Origin of the sequence: Streptomyces sp. NRRL S-118 (genome assembly GCF_000716335.1) — a bacterium.
In the GTDB taxonomy this organism is placed as follows: domain Bacteria; phylum Actinomycetota; class Actinomycetes; order Streptomycetales; family Streptomycetaceae; genus Streptomyces.
In genome coordinates this window covers 147,641-172,220 of the sequence record NZ_KL591017.1, presented here as the reverse complement: position 1 = coordinate 172,220, position 24,580 = coordinate 147,641, and the positions used below count along the sequence as shown (strand labels likewise).

The 24,580-nt window shown below is 72.3% G+C and carries 20 protein-coding genes; 15 read left to right on the top strand and 5 right to left on the bottom strand.

The window, feature by feature from the left end:
* Positions 1 to 38: 38 nt before the first annotated feature.
* Positions 39 to 1,994 carry an acetate--CoA ligase gene (acs, locus tag IH00_RS0125815; RefSeq protein WP_031077587.1) on the bottom strand — a complete coding sequence of 652 codons (1,956 nt, stop codon included), beginning with the start codon at positions 1,992 to 1,994 and terminating at the stop codon, positions 39 to 41.
* 273 nt (positions 1,995 to 2,267) lie between these two features.
* On the bottom strand, positions 2,268 to 4,631 hold the full coding sequence (locus IH00_RS0125810) for a bifunctional SulP family inorganic anion transporter/carbonic anhydrase (protein ID WP_039947410.1): 2,364 nt from the start codon (positions 4,629 to 4,631) through the stop codon (positions 2,268 to 2,270).
* A 314-nt stretch (positions 4,632 to 4,945) separates the two neighbouring features.
* Between IH00_RS0125810 and IH00_RS0125805 the strand changes: the two genes are divergently transcribed.
* On the top strand, positions 4,946 to 6,217 hold the full coding sequence (locus IH00_RS0125805; protein ID WP_031077581.1) for a polysaccharide deacetylase family protein: 1,272 nt from the start codon (positions 4,946 to 4,948) through the stop codon (positions 6,215 to 6,217).
* Here the strand turns inward: IH00_RS0125805 and IH00_RS0125800 are convergent.
* Positions 6,195 to 7,181: an ATP-binding protein gene (locus tag IH00_RS0125800; protein WP_031077579.1), complete on the bottom strand. Its 987-nt coding sequence runs from the start codon at positions 7,179 to 7,181 to the stop codon at positions 6,195 to 6,197. The genes IH00_RS0125805 and IH00_RS0125800 overlap by 23 nt on opposite strands.
* A 112-nt stretch (positions 7,182 to 7,293) precedes the next feature.
* On the opposite strand from IH00_RS0125800, the gene IH00_RS0125795 reads away from it, so the two are divergent.
* The gene (locus IH00_RS0125795) at positions 7,294 to 8,148 is read left to right on the top strand and encodes a Fic family protein (protein WP_031077576.1); all 855 of its coding nucleotides are present in this window, start codon (positions 7,294 to 7,296) and stop codon (positions 8,146 to 8,148) included.
* 378 nt (positions 8,149 to 8,526) lie between these two features.
* On the opposite strand, the gene IH00_RS0125790 is transcribed toward IH00_RS0125795, so the two are convergent.
* A complete protein-coding gene (locus tag IH00_RS0125790) occupies positions 8,527 to 9,357 on the bottom strand; it encodes an HAD family hydrolase (protein ID WP_031077574.1) in 831 nt (276 codons plus the stop codon).
* A gap of 603 nt (positions 9,358 to 9,960) precedes the next feature.
* Between IH00_RS0125790 and ssd the strand changes: the two genes are divergently transcribed.
* From ssd to IH00_RS0125755, 7 genes are all read left to right on the top strand, one after another.
* Positions 9,961 to 11,064 (top strand): septum site-determining protein Ssd, encoded by a 1,104-nt coding sequence (ssd, locus tag IH00_RS0125785; protein ID WP_031077572.1) that lies wholly within the window; start codon positions 9,961 to 9,963, stop codon positions 11,062 to 11,064.
* Positions 11,061 to 12,209: a TadA family conjugal transfer-associated ATPase gene (locus IH00_RS0125780; protein WP_031077570.1), complete on the top strand. Its 1,149-nt coding sequence runs from the start codon at positions 11,061 to 11,063 to the stop codon at positions 12,207 to 12,209. The genes ssd and IH00_RS0125780 overlap by 4 nt, the downstream gene beginning before the upstream one ends.
* Before the next feature lie 53 nt (positions 12,210 to 12,262).
* On the top strand, positions 12,263 to 13,111 hold the full coding sequence (locus IH00_RS0125775) for a type II secretion system F family protein (protein WP_031077568.1): 849 nt from the start codon (positions 12,263 to 12,265) through the stop codon (positions 13,109 to 13,111).
* A complete protein-coding gene (locus IH00_RS0125770; protein WP_031077566.1) occupies positions 13,108 to 13,905 on the top strand; it encodes a type II secretion system F family protein in 798 nt (265 codons plus the stop codon). Before IH00_RS0125775 ends, IH00_RS0125770 begins: the two co-directional genes overlap by 4 nt.
* A 159-nt stretch (positions 13,906 to 14,064) precedes the next feature.
* The gene (locus tag IH00_RS0125765) at positions 14,065 to 14,253 is read left to right on the top strand and encodes a DUF4244 domain-containing protein (RefSeq protein WP_031077564.1); all 189 of its coding nucleotides are present in this window, start codon (positions 14,065 to 14,067) and stop codon (positions 14,251 to 14,253) included.
* Complete coding sequence (locus tag IH00_RS0125760; protein WP_052411629.1) at positions 14,240 to 14,665, top strand: TadE family type IV pilus minor pilin; 426 nt, start codon at positions 14,240 to 14,242, stop codon at positions 14,663 to 14,665. The genes IH00_RS0125765 and IH00_RS0125760 overlap by 14 nt, the downstream gene beginning before the upstream one ends.
* Positions 14,662 to 15,036: an Rv3654c family TadE-like protein gene (locus IH00_RS0125755; protein WP_052411642.1), complete on the top strand. Its 375-nt coding sequence runs from the start codon at positions 14,662 to 14,664 to the stop codon at positions 15,034 to 15,036. Before IH00_RS0125760 ends, IH00_RS0125755 begins: the two co-directional genes overlap by 4 nt.
* Here IH00_RS0125755 and IH00_RS0125750 read toward each other — a convergent pair.
* On the bottom strand, positions 14,978 to 17,455 hold the full coding sequence (locus IH00_RS0125750) for a DEAD/DEAH box helicase (protein ID WP_078887957.1): 2,478 nt from the start codon (positions 17,453 to 17,455) through the stop codon (positions 14,978 to 14,980). The two genes, IH00_RS0125755 and IH00_RS0125750, sit on opposite strands and share 59 nt — an antisense overlap.
* Positions 17,456 to 17,535: 80 nt before the next feature.
* Between IH00_RS0125750 and IH00_RS0125745 the strand changes: the two genes are divergently transcribed.
* The 6 genes from IH00_RS0125745 to IH00_RS0125720 all read left to right on the top strand — a co-directional run bounded on the left by IH00_RS0125745 (position 17,536) and on the right by IH00_RS0125720 (position 24,257).
* Complete coding sequence (locus tag IH00_RS0125745; protein ID WP_031077556.1) at positions 17,536 to 17,889, top strand: STAS domain-containing protein; 354 nt, start codon at positions 17,536 to 17,538, stop codon at positions 17,887 to 17,889.
* 160 nt (positions 17,890 to 18,049) lie between these two features.
* Positions 18,050 to 18,511 carry an ATP-binding protein gene (locus IH00_RS0125740; RefSeq protein ID WP_031077554.1) on the top strand — a complete coding sequence of 154 codons (462 nt, stop codon included), beginning with the start codon at positions 18,050 to 18,052 and terminating at the stop codon, positions 18,509 to 18,511.
* Positions 18,512 to 18,792: 281 nt separating this feature from the next.
* On the top strand, positions 18,793 to 21,180 hold the full coding sequence (locus IH00_RS0125735) for a sodium-translocating pyrophosphatase (RefSeq protein ID WP_031077552.1): 2,388 nt from the start codon (positions 18,793 to 18,795) through the stop codon (positions 21,178 to 21,180).
* Positions 21,181 to 21,368: 188 nt separating this feature from the next.
* A complete protein-coding gene (locus tag IH00_RS0125730) occupies positions 21,369 to 22,052 on the top strand; it encodes a hypothetical protein (RefSeq protein ID WP_031077550.1) in 684 nt (227 codons plus the stop codon).
* A gap of 97 nt (positions 22,053 to 22,149) precedes the next feature.
* Positions 22,150 to 23,670 carry a DUF7059 domain-containing protein gene (locus tag IH00_RS0125725; protein ID WP_031077549.1) on the top strand — a complete coding sequence of 507 codons (1,521 nt, stop codon included), beginning with the start codon at positions 22,150 to 22,152 and terminating at the stop codon, positions 23,668 to 23,670.
* Between the two features lie 389 nt (positions 23,671 to 24,059).
* Positions 24,060 to 24,257: a hypothetical protein gene (locus IH00_RS0125720; protein WP_031077548.1), complete on the top strand. Its 198-nt coding sequence runs from the start codon at positions 24,060 to 24,062 to the stop codon at positions 24,255 to 24,257.
* Positions 24,258 to 24,580: the final 323 nt, after the last annotated feature.

The window sequence follows — 24,580 nt, the reverse complement described above, 5'->3', positions numbered from 1 at the left end:
GCGCCGGGTGCCCTCGATGACGGCGGTGAAGCCCTGCGTCAGTCCTCGCTGGAGGCGGTGGGCAGCTGGGACTGGATCAGGTCCATGACGGACGAGTCGGTGAGGGTGGTGACGTCACCGAGCTGCCGGTTCTCCGCCACATCGCGCAGCAGACGGCGCATGATCTTGCCGGACCGGGTCTTGGGCAGCTCGGCGACCGGCAGAATCCGCTTCGGCTTGGCGATCGGGCCGAGCGTGGCGCCCACGTGGTTGCGCAGGTCGTTGACGAGGGCGTCGTCCTCGCTGGCCGTACCGCGCAGGATGACGAACGCCACGATCGCCTGGCCGGTGGTCTCGTCGGCCGCGCCGACCACCGCCGCTTCGGCCACCTTGGGGTGCGAGACCAGCGCCGACTCGACCTCGGTGGTGGAGATGTTGTGGCCGGAGACCAGCATGACGTCGTCGACGCGGCCCAGCAGCCAGATGTCGCCGTCGTCGTCCCGCTTGGCGCCGTCACCCGCGAAGTACTTGCCGTCGAACCGGGACCAGTAGGTGTCGATGAACCGCTGGTCGTCGCCCCAGATGGTGCGCAGCATCGAAGGCCACGGCTCGGTGAGGACCAGGTAGCCGCCTCCGCCGTTGGGCACTTCGTTCGCCTCGTCGTCCACGACGGTGGCGGAGATGCCGGGCAGCGGCCGCTGGGCCGACCCCGGCTTCGTCTCGGTGACACCCGGCAGCGGGGAGATCATCATCGCGCCGGTCTCGGTCTGCCACCAGGTGTCCACGACGGGGGTCCGGCCGGCGCCGATGTTCTCCCGGTACCAGATCCACGCCTCGGGGTTGATCGGCTCGCCGACCGACCCGAGCACGCGCAGACTGCTCAGGTCGAACTTGGCCGGGATGTCGTCGCCCCACTTCATGAACGTACGGATGGCGGTCGGGGCGGTGTAGAGGATCGTGACGCCGTACTTCTGCACGATCTCCCAGAACCGGCCCTGGTGCGGGGTGTCGGGCGTGCCCTCGTACATCACCTGGGTCGCGCCGTTGGCCAGCGGCCCGTACACGATGTAGGAGTGGCCGGTCACCCAGCCGATGTCGGCGGTGCACCAGTAGACGTCGGTCTCCGGCTTGAGGTCGAAGACGGCGTGGTGCGTGTAGGCCGCCTGGGTGAGGTAGCCGCCGGAGGTGTGCAGGATCCCCTTGGGCTTACCCGTCGTGCCCGACGTGTAGAGGATGAAGAGCGGGTGCTCCGCGTCGAACGCCTCGGGGGTGTGCTCGGCGGACTGACGGCCGACGATGTCGTGCCACCACACGTCCCGGCCCTCGGCGAAGGCGGTGTCCTGGCCGGTGCGGCGGACCACGAGTACGTGCTCGACCTGCGGGCACTTAGTCAGGGCCTCGTCGATGGCGGGCTTGAGCGCGGAGGGCTTCCCGCGGCGGTACCCGCCGTCGGCGGTGATGACCAGCTTGGCGTCGGCGTCCTGGATGCGGGACGCGACGGCGTCGGCCGAGAAGCCGCCGAAGACGACCGAGTGCGCGGCACCGATGCGGGCACAGGCCAGCATCGCGATGGCGGCCTCGGGGATCATCGGCATGTACACCGCGACCCGGTCACCCTTACGGACGCCCAGTTCGGTCAGCGCGTTGGCCGCCTTGGAGACTTCGTCCTTGAGCTCGGCGTAGGTGAGGGCGCGGCTGTCGCCGGGCTCGCCCTCGAAGTGGATGGCGACCCGGTCGCCGTGGCCCGCCTCGACATGGCGGTCCACGCAGTTGTACGCGACGTTGAGCTTGCCGTCGGCGAACCACTTGGCGAAGGGCGGGTTCGACCAGTCGAGGGTCTCGGTCGGCTCGGTGGCCCAGCTGAGCCGGCGGGCCTGCTCGGCCCAGAACCCGAGCCGGTCCGCCTGGGCCTGCTCGTACGCGGCCGCCGTCACGTTGGCGTTCGCGGCCAGCTCGGCGGGCGGAGCGAACCGCCGCTCCTCCTTCAGAAGGTTGGCCAAGCTCTCGTTGCTCACGACATCTCCCATTCCCAGGGCGTCCGATGTGTCCCAGCCCATAGCTCATCAGCCAGGCACCCGGGATGACAAGGGTTTCCCGAGCATTGGTTTAGACCTGTCGCCGCCATGCCATGGGCCCCTCCCGTGCCCGCGCAGAGCGCAGGGGTGTGGCTCCTGCTCTGCGGGCGGTGCGAAGCAGGAGCCACGCCGACTTGCACGTACGGCACCCCCGGAGGGTTCACCCACCGGCGTGTCGGCCGCCCGGGCGTGGCCGCGGCCCGGGCGGGTGGTTCACGCGGCGGCTTCCTCCCGCGAAGTGGGTGTCACGCGCTCGAAGACCTCGTCGATCCCGTCGGAGCCCGACAGCAGATACGCCTGCGCCTCCCCGACGTCGAAGTACATCCCGTGCAGCTCCAGGGTGCCCTCGGCGAGGCGCCGTGCCACCGACTCGTGCGCCTTCAGATGCTCCAGCTGCTGGACCACGTTGGTCAGGCACAGCTGCTCGACCGCGTCGGCCGGCAGGCGGCCCGACAGCCGCGCCCACGTGCGGTGCTTGCTCTTCATCCGGTCGACGCTCGGCAGCCCGTGCCGCAGCCAGCGCCGCAGGGGTGTCGGCGGGAGGTCCGGTGCGGTGTTGAGCAGGGCCTGCATCGCCCCGCAGCCGGAGTGACCGCACACGGTGATCGACTGCACCTGCAGCACGTCCACCGCGTACTCGATGGCGGCCGCCACCGAGTCGTCCCCGGCGTCCTCGCCGGGGAGCGGGACCAGGTTGCCCACGTTCCGCACGGTGAACAGGTCACCCGGCCCGCTTGCCGTGATCATGCTGGTGACCAGACGCGAGTCGGAGCACGTCAGGAAGAGCTGCGAAGGCCGCTGCCCCTCCCGCGCGAGCCGCGCCAGTTCGTCGCGTACCAGCGGAGCGGTGTTGCGCTGGAAGGAGCTGAGCCCGCTGGCGAGACGTCCGGTCGCGGGCTCGGGCTGCTCCGCGGACGGGTGCTCACCGCAGTGGTGGTTCCGCCAGGGCGTCCACGGCCGGCAGCAGGCGTGCGCGCTGCCGTCGCTCTCACCGATGCGGACGCCGGAGCGGCCGGTGATCTCGACCTGACCGCCCCGTGCCAGGTGCGACATCTGCCAGTCCTGCAGCGTCTCGAAGGCGGCGTGGTCCATGAAGGAGCCGTCCAGCTCGACGGCCACGTATGCGCCTTGGGGGATCTGGTGCAGAGCCCGGCTCAGCCGGGGCACCGCCAGGAAGGTCAACTGGCCGCGCACCCGCACGTCGTAGGCGTTGTCCCGCTCCTCCACGGAGATACGGGTCTTCGACAGGCGGTGCATCGCGAGTCCCGTGGCCATCACGATGCCGAGCGCCACGCCCTCGAGGATCCCGATGAGCACCACGCCGGTGATCGTCACCGCGTAGACGGCCACCTCACGGTGCCGGGTGACGCTGCGGATGTGCGTGATGCTGACCATCTGGATGCCGACGACCATCACGAGCGCGGCGAGCGCCGGCAGCGGGATCAGATCCAGGACGGGGACGAGGAAGAGCGCGGCCAGCACCACCCACAGGCCGTGCAGCATGGTGGAGTGGCGGCTGACCGCGCCCGCCGACACGTTGGCGACGCTGCGCACCGCGACCCCGGCGACCGGCAGGCCGCCCAGCGCGCCGGAGACGATGTTCGCCGCGCCCTGCCCCGCGAGCTCCCGGTCCAGGTCGGAGCGGGGCACGTGCACCTTGGGTTCCTTGCGCGCGGCCACCAGCTTGTCGACCGCGACGGCGGACAGCAGGGACTGGACGCTGGTGACGAGCGTGATCGTCAGCACGCCCGCGGCGATGCCGAGGACCGGCCCGTCCGGCAGCCCGGGCAGAGCGTGACTGCTCCACGAGGGGAGGTCCACGCGGGGCACGGTCATCCCGGCGGCGACGGCCAGGAAGGTCGCCGCGGCCACCGCGGCGAGCGCCGCCGGCACCTTCCGCACCATGTGGCCCGTCCGCCCCGGGATCCGCGGCCAGAGCAGCAGCAGGGCGATGGTGAGCGCGCTCACGGAGAGCGCGGCCAGGTGCGGATCGGCCAACTGGGCGGGCAGCTCGCGGGCGTTGGCGATGGCGGAGCTCTGCGGCGTGCCGCCGAGGACGACATGGAGCTGCGCCAGGGCGATGGTGGTGCCGATGCCCGCGAGCATTCCGTGCACGATCGCGGGTGAGACGGCGAGCGCCGACCGGGCCACCCGCAGGGCGGACAGGCCCAGTTGACCGAGCCCGGCGAGGACGGTGATGGCGCAGGTGGTGCGCCAGCCGAACGTGTGGATCAACTCGGCCGTCACCACGGTCAGTCCGGCGGCCGGGCCGCTGACCTGGAGCGGTGAGCCACCGAGCCGGCCGGCGACGAGGCCCCCGACGGCGGCGGCCACCAGGCCCGCCTGGAGGGGCGCGCCGGTGGCGAGCGCGATGCCGAGGGAGAGCGGCAGCGCGATGAGGAAGACGGCGATGGAGGCGGACAGGTCGGTGCCGGCGATGCGGAACCGCTCCGCGCGCGGGAACCGGCCGCCGCCGGGCGGACTGTGGGGGCGTTGCGGCCGGGGTGTGTCGTGGGTCTTGCGGGTCGAACGACCGGAGCGGGAGCGGGTCAGGCGTGGGGGAATACAGGCGGTCATGGTTCCCATGTCCTCCGGGGCGGCGCGGTCGCGGTACGTGCGAGTCGAACGAACGTGTGGGGGTCGCGGCCGTGGGTCACGGCGGGCCGTGGGTGAACGGCATCGAGTAGACGGTTTGCCAACTCCTAGTAAATGGATCGTAATGCAGAGTAAAGATTGAGGCATGACTTTCAGTGCAAATGGGGCAGTATTTCACCCGATGCAGTGATTCATCGTTCTAGTACGGCTTGTCATATATTCCTCTTCACGCCCGTGGTGCGAGGTTGACGGCGCTCGCAGCACACCCCCGGAAGCAGAGAAGGGCGGGCGGAAGAATGGCCGTCACCAGAAGGTTCACCGTCGGCGCGACCGTGGCCGCGGCCGCGACCGCGGCGGCTATGGTCGCGGGGTTGACCGGATGCGGTTCCGGCGAGGACGCCCGTACCCCCGGGGCGAGCGGCCCCAAGAAGGTCGCAGGCCCCCAGAACGCCGTCCGCCTCATCGGCGACGGCTCCACCGCCTTCACCGGTGCCCAGCCGGGCCTGCTGAAGCCGCAGCGCCTGAAGCCGGGCGAGCGGCCACCGCAGTTCGTCGTCTTCTCCTGGGACGGCGCCGGCGAGGACAGCCAGAAGCTCTTCTCCCACTTCCGCAAGGTGGGCAAGAAGTACGGCGCGACGATGACGTACTTCCTCAGCGGCGTCTACCTGCTGCCGGAGGACAAGGCCGACCTCTACGACCCGCCCGGACACGCCCCGGGCCGGTCGGACATCGGCTTCAACGACCGCGAAGGCATCCGCGACACCGTGCGCGAACTGCGCGGCGCCTGGCAGGAGGGCAACGAGGTCGGCACCCACTTCAACGGCCACTTCTGCGGGCCGGAGACCGGCGTGGGCACCTGGTCGGTCGAGGACTGGAAGAGCGAGATCGCCCAGGCCAAGGCCTTCGTCAAGAACTGGAAGACCAATGCCGGCCTGAAGGGGGAGCAGCCCCTGCCCTTCGACTACGACAAGGAGCTCATCGGCGCCCGCACCCCCTGCCTGGAGGGTCGCGACAACTTCGTGCGTGCCGCGAGCGAACTGGGCTGGCGCTACGACACCAGCGGGGTCAACGACCAGATCTGGCCCGAGAAGGAACAGGGGCTGTGGAACCTGGGTTTGCAGATGATCCCCGTCCCCGGACGACAGTTCGAGACGTTGTCGATGGACTACAACTTCATGGTCAACCAGTCGGGCACCGCCAAGGGCGCTTCCTCCATGCACGCCTACTGGGGGAACCAGTTCCGCGACGGCATGGTGCAGGCCTTCGACCGCGCGTACAACGGCAACCGGGCCCCGCTGATCATCGGCAACCACTTCGAGTCCTGGAACGGCGGCACGTACATGCGTGCCGTCGAGGAGACCATCGCGCACGTCTGCGTCAAGAAGGAGGTGCGCTGCGTGTCCTTCCGGCAGCTCGCGGACTGGCTGGACGCCCAGGACCCCGCCGTGCTGGCGAAGCTGCGGACCCTGAAGGTGGGTCAGGCCCCGCAGGCCGGCTGGGCTCAGTTCCTCGCGGCCGAGCCGGCCCGGCCCTCGGCCTCACCGGTCAAGCAGGCTGTGCGGCGCTGAGCCCCTCGCGGAGCACGAAGGCGGGGTCGACCTGGGCCGCCAGGTCGGCACCCGTCTTCGCGTTCCCCCAGCTCTCGGCGTTCTTCAGATGGAAGTGCACCATCTGCCGCGTGTAACGCTCCCAGTCGCGGCGCCGGTAGGACTCGTCCACCGCGCGTCGCAGGCTCCGCAGCGCCGCCCGGTTGTTCTCCTCCAGCAGGGCGAACGCCGCCGGGCGGCCCTTCTCCATGGCCCGCACCCAGTCGGAGTGGCCGACCGTCACCAGCAGGTCGTCCCCGGCCTCCTCCCGCAGGAAGGCCACGTCGTCCTCGCCCTGCACCTTGTTGCCGACGACGCGGAGCGCGACTCCGAAGTCCCGGGCGTACTCCTTGTACTGGCGGTAGACGGACACGCCCTTGCGTGTCGGCTCGGCCACCAGGAAGGTCATGTCGAAGCGGGTGAACATGCCGGAGGCGAACGAGTCCGAGCCGGCCGTCATGTCGACGACGACGTACTCGTCCGGGCCGTCGACCAGGTGGTTGAGGCACAGTTCCACCGCCCCCACCTTCGAGTGGTAGCAGGCCACCCCGAGGTCCGTCTCGGTGAAGGGCCCGGTCGCCATCAGTCTGATCTCCCCGTCGTCCAGCCGCACGGGCCGGGCACACGCCTCGTAGACGGGGTTGTCCTCCCGGACCCGCAGCAGGCGCGAGCCCTCACCGGGCGGGGTCGTCTTGATCATCGTCTCGGCGGACGCGATCCGGGGGTTGCTCCCCCGCAGGTACTCCTTGATCAGGGGCAGGTGCGCCCCCATGGCGGGGAGCGCGGCCGACTGCGCCTCGTCCAGGCCGAGCGCGGCTCCCAGGTGCTGGTTGATGTCGGCGTCCACGGCGATGACGGGAGCGCCGGTGGCGGCGAGATGGCGGATGAAGAGCGAGGACAGCGTGGTCTTGCCGCTGCCGCCCTTCCCGACGAAAGCGATCTTCATGTTCAGCTAGCGTAGCGGTGCGTAATGTCTCCATGGCGGCATGTCGTCAACAGGTATGAGGAACGCCACTCCGTCGTGGGGCGGCGGTGCCGGACGCGTAGCCTCGCTACTTATGAGTACGAGTGCCTCTGACCCGCTGGCCGCCCTCGGTGCGCTGCCGGGCGTGCCCGATGCCGTGGAGTCCGTACGCAAGGCCGTCGATCGGGTCTACGGACACCGTGTGATGCGCCGCCGCAGCAACGAGATCACCTCCGAGGCCGCGCTGCGCGGCGCACGTGGTTCGGCGGCCCTCTCGGGTGCCGACTGGGCGCTCGAGGAGGTGCGCCGGCGCACCGACTTCGGCGGTGACCCGGAGGCCCGGACGGTCGGAGCGGCCCTCCGCCTCGGCGCGGAGGCCGGCCAGCTGCTGTCCATCTGGCGGCAGTCGCCGCTGCGCGTGCTGGCCCGGTTGCACCTGGTGGCCGCGGGCGATCCGGGCGAGGTGCGTGCCGGGGGGGCCGCGGCGGGTCCGGCGGACGCGGTGGGCAGGCCCCGCCAGGACGGCGAGGGTGTCGACGAGCCCCTCATCCGGGCGCCGCTACCGGACGCCGGTGAGGTGGCGGGGCGGCTGGAGGGTCTGTCGGAGCTGATCGTGGCCGGTACGTCCGCCCCGGCGCTCGTCACGGCCGCGGTCGTGCACGGCGAACTGCTGGCGCTGCGCCCCTTCACCACGTACAGCGGCCTGGTGGCGCGCACGGCCGAGCGCATCGTGCTGATCGGCAGCGGACTGGACCCGAAGGCGGTCTGTCCCGCGGAGGTCGGGCACGCCGAGCTGGGGCCGGAGGCGTACGTGACGGCGTTCGACGGCTATCTGTCCGGTACGCCGGAGGGCATGGCGGCGTGGATCGCTCACTGCGGCCGCGCGGTGGAACTCGGCGTCCGGGAGTCGACGGCGGTGTGCGAGGCGCTGCAGCGCGGCGCCGCGTGACGCGGAGCTCCGGGGGCTGAACAGGGTTGCGGCGGTACCGCTGAGCGGTACCGCCGCTGGCACATCCGCCGAGTTACCATGCGTCCTCGATATGTGCCCATCAGGCGGGGTTCTTTGCCCGACGCCTGGTGCGGCTGGCCCGTAATCGACGGGTCGACGTCGCGTGGGTGCTCAGCTTCTGTGCTGTTCGGTCCGTGGGGCCTTCTTGCTCAACAAGTAATCCTTTCGGATGTCCTCGGTCTCGCGGGCCGTCAACTCCTTTGTACTCCCGTCCGCGGTGATGCGAAAGCCCTCGCTCCACTTATTTGCTTTTCGGATCAAATGGGGCCAACCGGGTGCCGGTGGCCTCCGGGCCCGACCGGCCGGCCCGACGCGGACCTACGCGGACTGGCGGCGCCTGTTGGCGTACCAGACGAGCCCGGCCGTGGCCGCCGCCGCACCCACTGCGGCCGCCGCCACCAGCGCCGGGCGGGGCGGCATCCGGAACGCGGGCAGGCGCTGCTTGAGCCGCACCGGACGGGTGAAGACCAGAACCGGCCAACCGCGGGCCAGCGCCTCGCGGCGCAGGGCCCGGTCCGGGTTCACCGCATAGGCGTGCCCGACGGCCTCCAGCATCGGCACATCGGTGAAGGAGTCGCTGTACGCGTAGCAGCGCGACAGGTCGTAGCCCTCCGACTCGGCCAGCGCCCGGACCGCCTCCGCCTTGGTCGGCCCGTACGCGTAGTACTCCACCTCCCCCGTGAAGCACCCGTCGTCGCCGACGACCATCCGCGTCGCCACGACCCGGTCCGCGCCGAGGAGCTCCCCGATCGGCTCGACCACCTCGGCGCCCGACGTGGAGACGATCACCACGTCCCGGCCGGCGGCGTGGTGCTCCTCGATGAGCGACGCGGCCTCGTCGTAGATGATCGGGTCGATCAGGTCGTGCAGGGTCTCGGCGACCAGTTCCTTGACCTGCTGGACGTTCCAGCCCTTGCAGAGCGCGGAGAGGTACGCGCGCATCCGCTCCATCTGGTCGTGATCGGCGCCTCCCGCGAGGAACACGAACTGGATGTACGCAGTCCGCAGGACGGCGCGGCGGTTGATCAGGCCGCCTTGGTAGAAGGACTTGCTGAAGGTCAGCGTCGATGACTTCGCAATGACCGTCTTGTCCAGGTCAAAGAAGGCTGCTGTGCGCGGCAAGGAGTGGTTTTCCACGAGCCTGAGCATAGGTGCCCGCCATTCGGCGTACGCTGGGGCGTGTGGGTTTGCCTGAGAGGGCTCTCGGGTACACCATGGAAGTCACGGATCGTTCGCGACCGTGCTAACCCGGTCCGACTCCTCCCCCCCCGAGTCGGCCGGAGAGACGACCCCCGCTCTCCCCCCCGGCGGGGGTCGTCGCATGTCCGGGCGCGTTTTCGCCCGCTGCTGACAGCCGGATCCGATCAATCCGCCCTCCTTGGCGCCTTGCTCGCGCCGACCTGTGACGCGAGGTGTTCATCACTCAGCGTAGTGGATGTGCTGCGCTCCGGAAGTCGCCGGTTCGGGCTACCGCGATATTCACAAGCGGCGGGTTGTCCACAGTTTTCCACCAAGATCCACTTCATTTCCGGAAGTCGTGCACCGTGATTCCGGTCGCGAAGTCCACGGCACGCCGGAATCGCAGATCTCTCATCCCGTGCGAACACCGTCGAAGGTGACGCGGGGGTCGTGGGGAGAGTCCGCGAACACCCGGCGAACGCCCGGCGAAAGCGCGCACGGGAGAGCCGTGCGTGCGCATGCGGACCCGCCCGCGGGAACTGCGGGGCGAAGACAGGAATCAGGGGGAGAGTCATGGCTGGATCGCACACGTCCGACCGGGGCGGGGAGACCGGGGAGCGGCGCACCGGACCCCTCATCGTGACGGAGGACGCGGAACTCCTCGACGACCTGCTGCGGCTGTGCGCCGCGGCCGGTGCGCATCCCGAGGTCCACCACCGCATGCCGGAGCGCCGGGCGAGCTGGGACGCCGCGCCGCTGGTCCTGGTGGGGGACGACGCGGCCGTGCGGTGCCGCGGCGCCACCCGCAGACCCGGGGTCCTGCTGGTCGGCCGTGACCAGGACGATCCCGCCGTATGGCGGCACGCGGTGGAGATCGGCGCCGACTGCGTGCTGCGGCTGCCCGACGCGGAGAGCTGGCTCGTCGACCGGATCGCGGACGTCGTCGAGGGTGTGGAGCGCCAGGCCCTGACCGTCGGGGTGGTCGGTGGCAGGGGCGGCGCCGGAGCCTCGACGCTGGCCTGCGCGCTCGCCGTCACGGCGGCTCGCTACGGGCGGCGCACGATGCTCGTGGACGGTGACCCGCTGGGCGGCGGGCTCGACGTACTGCTCGGCGGCGAGCGGACGGAGGGCCTGCGGTGGCCGGATTTCGCCGCTTCCAAGGGCCGCGTCGCCGGCGGGGCGCTGGAGGAGTCCCTGCCCTCGCTGCACGGCCTGCGGGTGCTCAGCTGGGACCGGGGCGACACCGTGACCATCCCGCCCGAAGCGATGCGCTCGGTCCTGGCGGCCGCCCGCAGACGCGGCGGTGTGGTCGTCGTCGACCTGCCGCGCCGGATCGACGAGTCCACCGCGGAGGCGCTGGCACAGCTGGACGTCGGCCTGCTCGTCGTGCCGGGCGAACTGCGTGCCGTCGCGGGCGCCAGACGGGTCGCGTCGATGGCGACGATGATCCTGCGCGATCTGCGGGTCGTGGCGCGCGGGCCGTACGCCGCGGGGGTGGACGAGCAGTGGGTCGCCGATGTGCTGGAGCTGCCGCTCGCCGGAGAGATGCCGCTGGAACCGGGCCTGATGATCGACCTGGACGCGGGCGTGCCGCCGGGCGACAGCACGCGCAGCCCCCTCGGCAGGTTCTGCGCCGCGTTCTGGGACCGCGTCCTCACCGGGGAGGGCGCGTCATGACGGCGGGGCTGCTGGAAGCCGTACGGCAGCGGCTCGCCGAAAGCGGCACCGAACCGACTCCGGCCGGGGTCGCCGCGGCCCTGCGGGCACAGGGCCGGCTCCTGGGCGATGCGGAGGTGCTGGGTGCCGCCGCGGAGCTGCGGTGCGAACTGGTGGGCACGGGCCTGCTGGAGCCGCTGCTCGCCGACCCCGCGGTGACCGACGTACTGGTGTCGGCTCCGGACAAGGTGTGGGTGGACCGGGGTGCCGGACTGGAACCGACGGACGTGGTGTTCCCCGACGCGGCGGCGGTGCGCCGACTGGCCCAGCGGCTCGCGGCGGTGGCCGGCCGGCGCCTCGACGACGCCCGGCCCTGGGTCGACGCGCGGCTGCCGGACGGGACGCGGATGCACGCGGTGCTGCCGCCGGTGGCCGTCGGCTCGACATGCCTGTCGCTGCGCGTCGTACGCCCCCGGGCCTTCTCCGTCGGGGAACTGGTCGCCGCGGGGACGGTGCCGCCGGGCGGTGACCGGGTGCTGCGGGCGCTCGTCGAGGCCCGGGTCTCGTACCTGGTCAGCGGCGGGACCGGGTCCGGCAAGACGACGCTGCTCTCCACGCTGCTCGGCCTGGTGGGCGAGCGCGAGCGGATCGTGCTGGCCGAGGACTCCGCCGAGCTGCGGCCCGACCACCCCCATGTGGTGCGCCTGGAGGCCCGGCCCCCCAACCAGGAGGGGGCCGGCCGGGTGACACTGCGCGACCTCGTGCGGCAGGCGCTGCGGATGCGGCCCGACCGGCTGGTGGTGGGAGAGGTGCGCGGCGCCGAGGTGACCGAGCTGCTGGCCGCCCTGAACACCGGCCACGAAGGCGGGTGCGGCACGGTGCACGCCAACACCGCCGCCGATGTGCCGGCCCGTCTGGAGGCGCTCGGCACGGCCGCCGGGCTCGACCGGGCGGCGCTTCACAGCCAGTTGGCGGCAGGGCTGTCGGTGGTGGTGCACCTGGCCCGTGACCGGGGCGGGCAGCGCCGGATCGCCGAGGTGCACGTGCTGGAGCGGGACCGGCAGGGGCTGGTGATGACCGCGCCCGCCCTGCGGTGGGGCACGGACGGATTCCTGTACGAGCGGGGCTGGGAGCGGCTGCGGTCGCTGATCGGGGGTGCGCGGTGACGACGGAACAGCCGGTGTACGCGTCGGTGTACACGCCGGGGACGGCGGCAGGGATGTACGCGACCTGGGTGATGGCGGCGGCGCTCTGCGCGGGTGCGGCCGCTTGGCTGCTGGCGGGCGGCGGCCGGGGCCCGCGGCGGGCGCGGCTGATGTTCGCGGGCGGCAGTGCGGTGAGCCCGGGGGCGCCGTGGCCCTGGCGGCGCCGGTGGCCGGCGGTACGGCTCGGCCAGGAGTGGCTGTGCCTCCTCGTGGGAGCCGCCGTGGCGGTGCTGGGCCAGTCCTTCCTGCCGCTGCTGGCGGGCGGTGCGGCGGTGCCGCTGGTGAGACGACGGCTGCTCGCGAGGGAACGGGGACGGGCCCGCGACCGGCGTGCGGAGGCGGTGATCGCGCTGTGCACGACGGTGGCGGGCGAGCTGCGCGCCGGGAGCCAGCCCGGGCAGGCACTGCGCTTCGCGGCCGGGCCCACGGGCGCGCTGGGCGGGGAGGAGGCCGCCGTGCTGGCCGCGGCGCGCTTCGGCGGTGACGTACCGGAGGCGTTGCGGCGGGCGGCGCGCCAGGAGGGCGGGGACGGGCTGGCCGGCGTGGCGGCCTGCTGGCAGGTGGCGGCCGACGGCGGCGCGGGACTCGCGGCGGGGCTCGACCGGCTGGAGGCCGCCCTGAGGGAGCGGCGCGACCAGCGTGAGCGGCTGCGGGCCCAGCTGACCGGTGCCTGGGCAACGGTGGGGCTGCTGGCGCTGCTCCCCGTGGTGGCCCTGGCGATGGGCTGGGCGCTGGGCGCCGACCCCCTGCGCGTTCTGCTGCACACCCCCGTGGGCATGGCGTGCCTCGTCGTGGGCGGGCTCCTGGAGGCGGTGGGTCTGTGGTGGGCCGGCCGGATCGTACGCGCCGGGGAGGAGCCGTGAGCGCCGAGGTGACGCACCGGCTGACGATGGCCGCTTTCCTCGCCACGTGCGCGGTGTGGGCTGTCGCGTCGGCGGCGGCGCTGCGCCGTGAGCGGCGCGTCCGGGGACGGCTGGCGGCGTTGTCGGCGGCGCCCCGCGGCCCGTCCCGCCGGGCGTGGCCCTGGTCGCGGGCCGCCTCGCCCGACCGGCCGGTGCGGCTGGTCCGCGGGGCGGGACCGAAGAGGTGGTCGGCCCCGTGCGCCGCGGCGGTCATGGCGTTCGTCCTGGTCGGTGGGTATCCGGGTGCCGCGACCGCGCTGGCCTGCGCCTGTGGCGTACGGCTGTGGCAGCGGCGCCCCCGGCCGCCCGTCGGCGACGGGGAGGTGGCGCGGGGACTGCCGCTCGCCGCGGACCTGCTGGCGGCCTGTCTGTCGGCAGGAGCGGGGCCGCGCGAGGCGGCGGAGGCGGTGGGGGAGTGTCTGGGCGGCCCGGTCGGCGAGCGGCTGGCCCGCGCGGGTGCCGAACTGCGGCTGGGCGGTGAACCGGCCGCCGCATGGGGTGCCTTCGGCGCGATACCGGGCGCCCGGGGGCTGGCCCGCTGCCTGGAGCGGGCGGCCGCTTCGGGAGCCCCGGCCGCCGACGCGGTGTCCCGGCAGGCCGCCGCCCTGCGGGCGGAACAGGTGCGGTCGGCGGCAGCCCGGGCGCAGAGGGCACAGGTGCTGATCACCGCGCCGGTGGGGCTCTGCTTCCTCCCCGCGTTCCTCGCGGTCGGAGTGGCGCCGGTGGTCGTGGGCCTGGCGAGCGAACTGCTGTGACCAGGGCTGCTGGACGAGGGCGGCGGGGCGAGGGGCCAGGGCCGCCTGGACGAGGGCGGCGGCAAAGAGAGGCCAGGGCTTCTGGAGCGGAACAGCTGTGACCAGCGCTTCTGTGACCTGTCATCAGGAAGAACCGACGAATGTCGAAGGGGGACTGTCATGTGGAACCGGTTGAGGGCAGCGGTCGCGCGACTGCGCGGCGACGGGGGGATGACCACGTCCGAGTACGCGATGGGCACGCTCGCCGCCTGTGCCTTCGCGGCGGTGCTGTACAAGATCGTGACGAGTGGTGCCGTGTCGGCCCGGCTGGAGTCGGTGATCGGGAGGGCGCTCGATGCGGGGTTCTGAGACGTGCGCCCGGAGCCGTGCCGACCGCGGCTCGGTGACCGCGGAGGCCGCGGTGGCGCTGCCCGCGCTGGTGGTCTTCACCATGGCGCTGGTCTGGGGTCTCGTGGCGGCCGCCGCGCAGATCCAGTGCGTGGACGCGGCGCGGGCCGGGGCGCGGGCGGTGGCCCGCTCGGAGCCCCGGGAGGCGGCCGTCGCGGCGGCCCGCGCGGCCGCCCCGGCCGGGTCGCGGGTGTCGGTGGCGCGGGACGGGGAGTTGTGGCGCGTCCGCGTGGAGGCGCCGGCGCCGGGCCCGGGCGCGCTCGGCGTGACCCTGCGGGCCCAGGCGGCGGCACTCGCCGAGGACACGGTGGGCGTGCCGCCCGGGGCCGGGGCACCCGTGCGGTGGCCGTCGGCGGCGGAGGCGGGCACGTGAGGCGGCCAGGGCGCACGGTGGACCGGGGCGGGGCGACCGTATGGGTGGCCGTGGCCGCGAGCGTGCTGTGCACGGTCTTCGCGGCGGTGCTCGCCCTGGGCCAGGCCGTGGCCGCCCGGCACCGGGCCGGCGGTGCGGCGGACCTGGCCGCCCTCGCGGCGGCCGACCGGGCCTTGTGGGGCGCGGCCGACGCCTGCGAGGCGGCGGGGACGGTCGCGACGGCGCAGCAGGCCGAACTGGTGCGGTGCAGCGTGCGGGGTGAGATCGCGGACGTGACCGCGCGGGCGCGGTTCGGGCCCTACGCGCCGCAGGTCAGGGCGCGGGCGGGTCCTCCGGGGGCGCTTCCGGGGCTCCCCGCAACAGTTCCGTGAGGAGGCGGACGGCACCGCGCTTGTGCAGCGGGTCGTTGCCGTTGCCGCACTTGGGCGACTGGATGCAGGACGGGCACCCCGCCTCGCACTCGCACGACGCGATCGCCTCGCGGGTCGCCGTGAGCCATTCGCGGGCGGTGTGGAAGGCCCGCTCGGCGAACCCCGCGCCACCCGGGTGGCCGTCGTACACGAAGACCGTCGGGAGCAGCGTGTCCGGGTGGAGCGGCACGGACACGCCACCGATGTCCCAGCGGTCGCAGGTGGCGAAGAGCGGGAGGAGGCCGATGGACGCGTGCTCGGCGGCGTGCAGGGCGCCGCCCAGCTGCTCGGGGTTCACCCGGGCTGCGTCCAGCTGGTCCTCGGTGACCGTCCACCACACGGCGCGGGTGCGCAGGGTCCGCGGCGGCAGGTCCAGCTTCGTCTCGCCGAGCACCTCCCCGGTGATCAGGCGGCGGCGCAGAAAGGAGACGACCTGGTTGGTGACCTCGACGGAGCCGTAGCAGAGGCGGCCGTCACCCCACGGGATCTCGGTGTCGGTTTCCAGGACGGAGATGGAGGTGGTGTCGCGGGCGGTGGTGGAGTACGGCGGGCTGGCCTCCTCGACGAGCGCGACCGAGTCCTCCAGGTCCAGCTCCCGGACGAGATAGGTCCGGCCCATATGGAGGTGGACGGCGCCCTCGTGGACGGCGGTGTGCGCGGCCGACTCGTCGACCGTGCCGAGCAGCCGGCCGGTCCCCGCCTCGACGATCCGGACGGGACTGCCGCCCTCCCCCCGGATGTCGGTGAGGTCGGCGGCACGTTCGCGGCGGGTCCAGTACCAACCGGACGCGCGCCGCCGCAGCAGGCCCGCCGATTCCAGCTGCGGCAGCAGCTCCGGGACGGCGGGGCCGAACAGCGCCACGTCGGACTCGGTGAGCGGGAGCTCCGCCGCCGCCGCGCACAGATGGGGGGCGAGGACGTAGGGGTTGTCCGGGTCGAGGACGGTCGATTCGACCGGCTGGCGGAAGAGGGCCTCGGGGTGGTGGACGAGGTACGTGTCCAGGGGGTCGTCCCGCGCGACGAGGACGGCGAGCGCGCCCTGCCCGGAGCGTCCGGCGCGGCCCGCCTGCTGCCACAGCGACGCCCGGGTGCCGGGGTAGCCGGCGATCACGACGGCGTCCAGCCCCGAGACGTCGATGCCCAGCTCCAGGGCGCTGGTCGCGGCGAGGCCCAGCAGCTCTCCGGAGTGCAGGGCGCGTTCCAGGGCCCGGCGCTCCTCGGGCAGGTAACCGCCCCGGTATGCGGCGACCCGCTGGGGCAGCGAGCGGTCGACCTCCGCGAGGCGCTCCTTGGCGATGACCGAGATCAACTCGGCGCCGCGCCGGGAGCGGACGAAGGCGACCGACCGGATGCCCTGGACGGTCAGGTCGGTCAGGAGGTCGGCGGTCTCGGCGGTGGCGGTCCGCCGTACCGGAGCGCCCTGTTCGCCGTGCAGCTCGGTCAGCGGCGGCTCCCACAGGGCGAAGACCAGCTCGCCGCGCGGGGAGGCGTCGTCGGCGACCTCGGAGACCGGCAGACCGGTGAGGCGGCCGGCCGCCACGGCCGGGCGGGCGGCGGTGGCGGAGGCGAGGAGGAAGACGGGGGAGGAGCCGTAGCGGGCGCACAGACGGCGCAGCCTGCGCAGCACCTGGGCTACGTGGGAGCCGAAGACACCCCGGTAGGTGTGGCACTCGTCGATGACGACGTAGCGCAGGGCGCGCAGGAAGGAGGCCCAGCGGGGGTGGGAGGGGAGTATGCCCCGGTGGAGCATGTCGGGGTTGGTCAGCACGTAGTTGGCGTACTGGCGGACCCATTCGCGTTCCTCGACGGGCGTGTCGCCGTCGTACACAGCGGGCCGGATCCGGGTGCCCAGGGGAGCCGCCAGCTCCCTCACCGAGCGGCGCTGATCGGCGGCGAGGGCCTTCGTGGGGGCCAGGTAGAGGGCCGTGACCCCCCGGCCGTTGGGCGCCTCGGACCCGTCGAGCAGCGTGGACAGGACGGGCGCCAGGTACGCCAGTGACTTGCCGGACGCGGTTCCGGTGGCGATCACGACCGACTCGCCGTCGAGGGCGCGCTCGGCGGCGGCCGCCTGGTGGGCCCACGGATGGTCGATTCCGACCGCCTGAATGGCCTTGATCACTTCGGGCCGGATGCGATCGGGCCAGAGGGCATGCCGACCCGCCCGAGGGGGCAGGTGCTCCGTATGAGTGATGCGCGCAGCCCGGTTCGCCCCCGTGGTGAGCCGGTCGAGGACCGTACCCGGGGTGGGGCGGGAGTCCCCGTTCCCGGGAGGGCGACTGGGGCGGTGATTCGTGGCCATCGGCACCGAGTGTGTCACCGGCGTGACCGACAATGCTCCCAAGGCGTCGTGCATGGCTGCTGGTAAGTGATTGAATGCCATCGCGGCTGGCGATCCGTCCCCCGGCTCCGCTGGGGAGACCCGAGGGGGCGACCGCTCGATAGCAAGGTGCTGGAGGATCCGTGGACCTGTCCCTGTCGACTCGCAATGTGTCCGGCCCTGGTGGCGACCGTACGGTCGTCGAGGTCGGTGGCGAGATTGATGTGTATACCGCGCCCAAGCTGCGCGAGCAGTTGGTCGAGTTGGTGAATGACGGCAGCTACCACCTGGTTGTCGACATGGAGGGTGTGGACTTCCTCGACTCGACCGGCCTCGGCGTGCTCGTGGGCGGCCTCAAGCGCGTGCGCGCGCACGAGGGCTCGCTGCGCCTGGTCTGCAACCAGGAGCGCATTCTCAAGATTTTCCGGATCACCGGTCTGACCAAGGTGTTCCCCATCCACACCACGGTCGAGGAAGCCGTCAACGCGACCGACTGAGGCCGCCGAGAGGCTTCCGGCCGGCTTTCGGTGAGGGCTTCCGCAGTCCGCAGAGGCTTCCACCGAGGCTCTCCGGGAGGTTTTCCGGAGGGTATGGCAGAGGTCCGGGCGTCCAGCCCGGTCCTCTGGGACGCACGCTCTCATGTCCGAGGGGGATCGCATGGCCACCGTTGAACTCCGCTTCAGCGCCCAGCCCGAGCACGTCAGGACAGCCCGCCTGGTGGCGGCCGCCGTGGCGCGCAGGGCGGGGGTCGACGAAGCCGTGCTGGACGAGGTCAGGCTCGCCGTCGGCGAGGCGTGCTCCCGTGCGGTGGGACTGCACCGCAGCAACGACGTGTCCTCCCCGATCCACGTCGTCCTGACCGAGGAGGACAAGTCCTTCTCCATCGAGGTGGGCGACGAGGTGCCGGGTGCCGTGGTCGCGGCGGCCGGTGCCGCCGGGGTCCCGGTGACCGGGGACCACACCCCGCCGGCCGAGGACTTCGACGACGTGGAGGGCGAGGACGAGATGGGCCTCGCCGTCATCAGCGGGCTCGTCGACGACGTCGAGGTGTCCGCCGGTGAGCACGGCGGCGTCATCCGGATGAGCTGGCCCACCACGCCGGCGACCGTCCTGCCCTGACGCCCGGCGCCGGCTCCTCCTAGGCGATTCCGAAAGGCCCTCTCAGCGCCGCTGAGCAGGGTCTTTTTCCATTTCCGTGATCGGCGTCCGTACCCGGAAAAGATCGTCGATCACCGGTCAATGGATCAAAGGCATTACTGCTTTCGGGTGTATTTCTGAAACCGACCTATTGCCGACCGGCCAAAGAAGGTCAATTCTGTTCTTCGGCGCCCTGTTTTGATCGGGTTCCGCTCCCTACAATCCGTCCACATCTTGAGCTCTTCTGACGTCAAGGAGGACGAATGGCGGGGCTCTTCGAAACTCAACTGTCCGGGCACCCCACTTCTCTCGCGGCCGCGGTGCTGACCGACGGCAACCGCGTGATCGTGATCGTCATCGCGGCCGTGGCCCTGGCGGCCCTGGTCGTGGCACAGCTGCTGGTGCGCCAGGTCCTGGCCGCCGGTGAGGGCACATCCGCCATGAAGCAGATCGCGGCCGCCGTGCAGGAAGGCGCGAATGCCTATTTGGCACGGCAGTTGCGGACCCTCGCGGTCTTCGCCGTCGTCGTCTTCTTCCTGCTGATGCTGCTGCCGGCGGACAACTGGTCGCAGCGGGCGGGACGCTCCCTGTTCTTCCTGGTCGGCGCGCTTTTCTCGGCGGTGACCGGATACGTCGGCATGCGGCTCGCCGTACGCGCGAATGTGCGGGTGGCGGCGGCCGCTCGGGAGGCGACTCCCGAGGAGGGCCAGCCGGAAAAGGACCTGAGGACCGTCTCGCAGCGGGGCATGAAGATCGCTTTCCGCACGGGTGGTGTCGTCGGCATGTTCACGGTGGGCCTCGGCCTGCTCGGCGCCTCCTGCGTGGTCCTCGTCTACGCCGCCGACGCCCCCAAGGTGCTGGAGGGCTTCGGCCTCGGCGCCGCGCTCATCGCCATGTTCATGCGTGTCGGCGGTGGCATCTTCACCAAGGCGGCCGACGTCGGCGCCGACCTCGTGGGCAAGGTCGAGAAGGGCATCCCGGAGGACGACCCGCGCAACGCCGCCACGATCGCCGACAACGTCGGCGACAACGTCGGCGACTGCGCCGGCATGGCGGCCGACCTCTTCGAGTCGTACGCCGTGACGCTCGTCGCCGCGCTGATCCTCGGCAAGGCCGCCTTCGGCGACCTCGGTCTGGCGTTCCCCCTGATCGTGCCGGCGATCGGCGTGGTCACCGCGATGATCGGCATCTTCGCGGTCGCCCCGCGGCGCGCCGACCGCAGCGGCATGACCGCCATCAACCGCGGGTTCTTCATCTCCGCGGTGACCTCCCTCGTGCTCGTCGCCGTGGCGGTCTTCGTCTACCTCCCGTCCTCCTTCGCCGCTCTGGAGGGCGTGACCGAGTCCGCGATCACGAACCACGGCGGCGATCCGCGGGTCTTCGCGCTCGTGGCGGTCGCCATCGGCATCGTGCTCGCCGCGCTGATCCAGCAGCTGACCGGGTACTTCACCGAGACCAGCCGCCGCCCGGTCCGGGACATCGGCAAGTCGTCGCTCACCGGACCCGCCACGGTCGTCCTCGCCGGCATCTCCGTCGGTCTGGAGTCGGCCGTCTACACCGCGCTGCTGATCGGCCTGTCGGTGTACGGGGCGTTCCTGCTCGGCGGCGCGTCGATCACCCTCGCGCTCTTCGCGGTGGCGCTGGCCGGTACCGGTCTGCTCACCACCGTCGGCGTGATCGTCGCCATGGACACCTTCGGCCCGGTCTCCGACAACGCGCAGGGCATCGCCGAGATGTCCGGCGACGTCAAGGGTGCCGGCGCCCAGGTCCTCACCGACCTCGACGCCGTCGGCAACACCACCAAGGCGATCACCAAGGGCATCGCGATCGCCACCGCCGTCCTGGCGGCGGCCGCGCTCTTCGGGTCGTACCGCGACGCCATCGCCACGGCCGTCGCCGACGTGGGCGCCCGGGCCACCGAGCGCAACCTGGTCATGGACATCTCCCAGCCGAACAACCTGGTCGGGCTGATCCTCGGCGCCGCGGTCGTCTTCCTCTTCTCCGGGCTGGCGATCAACGCGGTGTCGCGGTCGGCCGGCTCGGTCGTGTACGAGGTGCGCCGGCAGTTCCGCGAGCACCCCGGGATCATGGACTACTCGGAGAAGCCCGAGTACGGCCGCGTCGTCGACATCTGCACCAAGGACGCGCTGCGCGAGCTGGCCACCCCTGGCCTCCTCGCGGTCATGGCCCCGATCGCCGTCGGCTTCACCCTCGGTGTCGGAGCCCTCGGCGCGTACCTCGCGGGCGCCATCGGCACCGGCACCCTGATGGCCGTCTTCCTCGCCAACTCCGGCGGCGCCTGGGACAACGCCAAGAAACTCGTCGAGGACGGGCACCACGGCGGCAAGGGGAGCGAGGCGCACGCCGCGACCGTCATCGGCGACACCGTCGGCGACCCCTTCAAGGACACCGCCGGACCGGCGATCAACCCGCTGCTGAAGGTCATGAACCTGGTGGCGCTGCTCATCGCGCCCGCCGTCGTGCAGTTCAGCTACGGCGACGACGCCAGCGCAGGCGTACGGGCGGGGGTGTCGGTCCTCGCGATCGTGGTCATCGTCGTGGCGGTGTACGTCTCCAAGCGGCGCACCGTGTCCATGGGTGACGAAAACAACTCACCCGAACGAGTGACCAGCGGGGCGTCCGCGGTATAGCGCCTGATCAGGTGACGGGCGGGTGGAACGAGTTGACGTTCCGTCCGCCCGTCGGCGCGCTGTGGTGAGGTGTCTCTCCCTTGGTGCAAACGGCTATGAAAGCGGATGAAACGGTCACACGACACGCGAATGTCGCCCACTTGGCGTGTATGTTCCGGGGCCGAGAGCCTTGGAAAGGGACCAATCCGGTGAACAAGAAGCTTGCAGCCGCACTGTCCGGCGGTGCGGTACTGATGCTCGTACTGTCGGGCTGCGGTGACGACGAGGACAGCAAGGTCGACGCCTGGGCCAAGAACGTCTGCGACCAGGCGCAGCCTCAGATTCAGAAGAGGGCCAACGCCCAGCAGGCCATCATCTCGACCGCGGCCGACGGCAAGCCCGCCGACATCCAGGCGGCGGACTCGAAGGCGTTCCAGGACATCGCCGACGCCGACAAGGCGCTCGCCAAGGCGGTCCAGGACGCCGGCGTGCCGCCCGTCGAGAACGGCGACAAGCTGCAGCAGGACGCGGTCAAGGAGCTGAACGCCACCGCCGCGGCGTACGAGGGTCTGAAGAAGCAGGTCGACGCGCTCGACCCGAAGAACCAGCAGAAGTTCGCGGACGGTCTGTCGGGGGTCGCGGACGGCCTGAAGAAGATCGAGAAGATGGACCAGGACGCGCTCGCCAAGCTGCAGGCAGGCCAGTTGGGCCAGGCGATGGCCAAGCAGCCCGGCTGCCAGAAGGCCACGGCGAGCGTGCCGCCGACCGCCCCGCCGGCCAAGCCCGGTCCGGCGGGCTCGCCTTCGGCCGCCGCTTCCGCCTCTGCCGCGGCGTCCGCCGGCGCCTCCGCCTCGGCTCCGGCCTCCGCCTCGCCGAGCAAGCGCTCCTCGTAGCGCCTTCCGCGTCACGGCCCGAGGGCCCGGTTCCCCCACCATGAGGAGGGAGCCGGGCCGATCGGCGGTTGTCGGTGGTGGCGGTCACAATGAACAGGTGAGTACGACCAGCCTCCTCGCCAGCCTTCCGGCGCCCGACCGCGCCGCCCGCCTCCGCGACGCCCTGCTCGCGGCCGACTTCACCGCCGACGGGCTGCTGGAGCGCCTCGGCGCGGCCGCCTACGCCGCGCTCGCCCGCAGCGAGACCGTGCCCGCCCTGCGCGCCACCCGCGGGGACGATCCGCTCGACACCCTCGTACGGCTGTTCCTGCTCCAGCGCTCCGTGCCGTCCGCGCGGGCCCGCGCCGCACTGCCGCTGGAGGAGGCACTCGCCGACGGCTGGGTGCGCCAGGAGGGCGGCGAGGTCCGCGCCGCCGTGGACATCCGCCCGTACGGCGGCCCGGAGGGCCAGGACTGGTTCATCGTCTCGGACCTCGGTTGCGCGGTGGGCGGGGCCGGCGGGGCGAGCGGCCACGACGAAGGCGTGGTCCTCGGGGTCGGCGGCGCCTCCACCACCCTCGCCGGGATCACCGTCCGCACGCCCGTCGCCTCCGTGCTGGACCTCGGAACCGGCTCGGGCATCCAGGCGCTGCACGCCACCCAGCACGCCACGCGCGTGACCGCCACCGACCTGAACCCCCGGGCGCTGGGCTTCACCCGGCTCACCCTCGCCCTGTCCGGCGCGCCCGAGGCCGATCTGCGCGCGGGCTCGCTCTTCGCGCCGGTGGAGTCCGAGACGTACGACCTGATCGTGTCGAACCCGCCGTTCGTGATCTCGCCCCGCGCCCGGCTGACCTACCGGGACGGCGGCATGGGCGGGGACGACCTGTGCCGCACGCTCGTCCAGCAGGCCGGGGACCGGCTGAACGACGGGGGATACGCGCAGTTCCTCGCCAACTGGCAGCACGTCGAGGGGGAGGAGTGGCAGGACCGGCTGCGCTCCTGGGTGCCGCGCGGCTGCGACGCCTGGATCGTGCAGCGCGAGGTGCAGGACATCACGCAGTACGCCGAGCTCTGGCTGCGGGACGCGGGTGATCACCGCGCGGGCAGGGAGGCGTACGAGGAGCGGTACGCGGCGTGGCTGGACGAGTTCGAGGCGCGCGGGACCAGGGCCGTCGGCTTCGGCTGGATCACGCTGCGCAAGTCCGGTGCCGAGGATCCGTCGATCGTCGTCGAGGAGTGGCCGCATCCGGTCGAGCAGCCCCTCGGCGAGACCGTACGGGCGCACTTCGCGCGCCAGGACTACCTGCGCTCGCGCGACGACGCGGCGCTGCTCGGCGACCACTTCGTCCTGGCGCCTGAGGTGACGCAGGAGCAGGTCGGCCTGCCGGGTGCCGAGGACCCGGAGCACGTGGTGCTCCGTCAGAACCGCGGCATGCGGCGCGCCACCAAGGTGGACGCGGTCGGCGCGGGCTTCGCCGGCGTGTGCGACGGCACGCTCACCGCGGGCCGGATCCTGGACGCCATCGCCCAGCTGATGGGGGAGGACCCCGTGCTGCTGCGGGACCGTACGCCGCAGGCGATCCGGCTGCTCGTGGAGGAGGGCTTCCTGGACCCGGCCGACACGCTCGCCCGGTGACGTCCCGACACGCTCGCCCGGTGACGTCCCGGGCCGCGTGCGTGGTGTGCGACACGTCGGGCGATGCCCCGGTGGCGGGCCGCCGGGCCGGGACGGGTCGGTGGCAGCCAGGAGTGAGCGGCCGGTGACGGTGGGAATCCGGCCAAGATCGGCGGGCCGTGCCCCGCGTCCTGCCCCGCGCCGTGACGGTCGGCACATCCGCCGGGCGTACCCGCCACGCCGCCCGCCCGCCCGGGCGGTGGAGCCCGTCGCCCCCGCCGGGGCGCCACCCGGGTGAAGCCCGGTGTGCCGCAGCGTGCCGTTCACCCGTCATTCGCGCTCCTGACGTCCGGAGGTGTCAACGTCGCCTTCGCGGGAAGCAGGCACCACGGACGGAACGGGGTACGGGCATGGAGAGCGGACCGGCCATCTTCGCCGGCACGGCATTCACGCTGTTCGGAGCGGCGCTGCTGGTATGGACCGGGGCTCGCGCACTGCATCGGGCTCCGGTCGCGTACGGCGTCAGCCCGGTGGCGGGGCTCACATTCGCGGCCTCGCTCGGTGCGGCGTTCGTGATCCTCGGGGTGTGGTGCTTCGGGCGGATCTGATGCCTCGCGGGCGCCCGCCCGGCACCTGCCGCGGCGCTACGGCCCCGGGTGCCACCCGGCCCGGAACGATCACCGGTCGATCATGGCGGGGCCGCGGACGGAATGACAGGCTCCGCGAAGAGAGGGGAGTCCGGGCGGCAGGAATGCCGTGACTCGGGTTACCGTTCGAGTGGCCGTTGCGGTCTTTTGCCGTTTGACACGGGGGCGGGTTGTACCGTCACACTCCGCAGCGACAGCAGCGTCACAGCTGTGAGCGAGCAGAGCGAGCAGTGCGTGAGCAGTGCACGCGGTGCGCCGCACCACGCCGCACATGCCACCGAGCG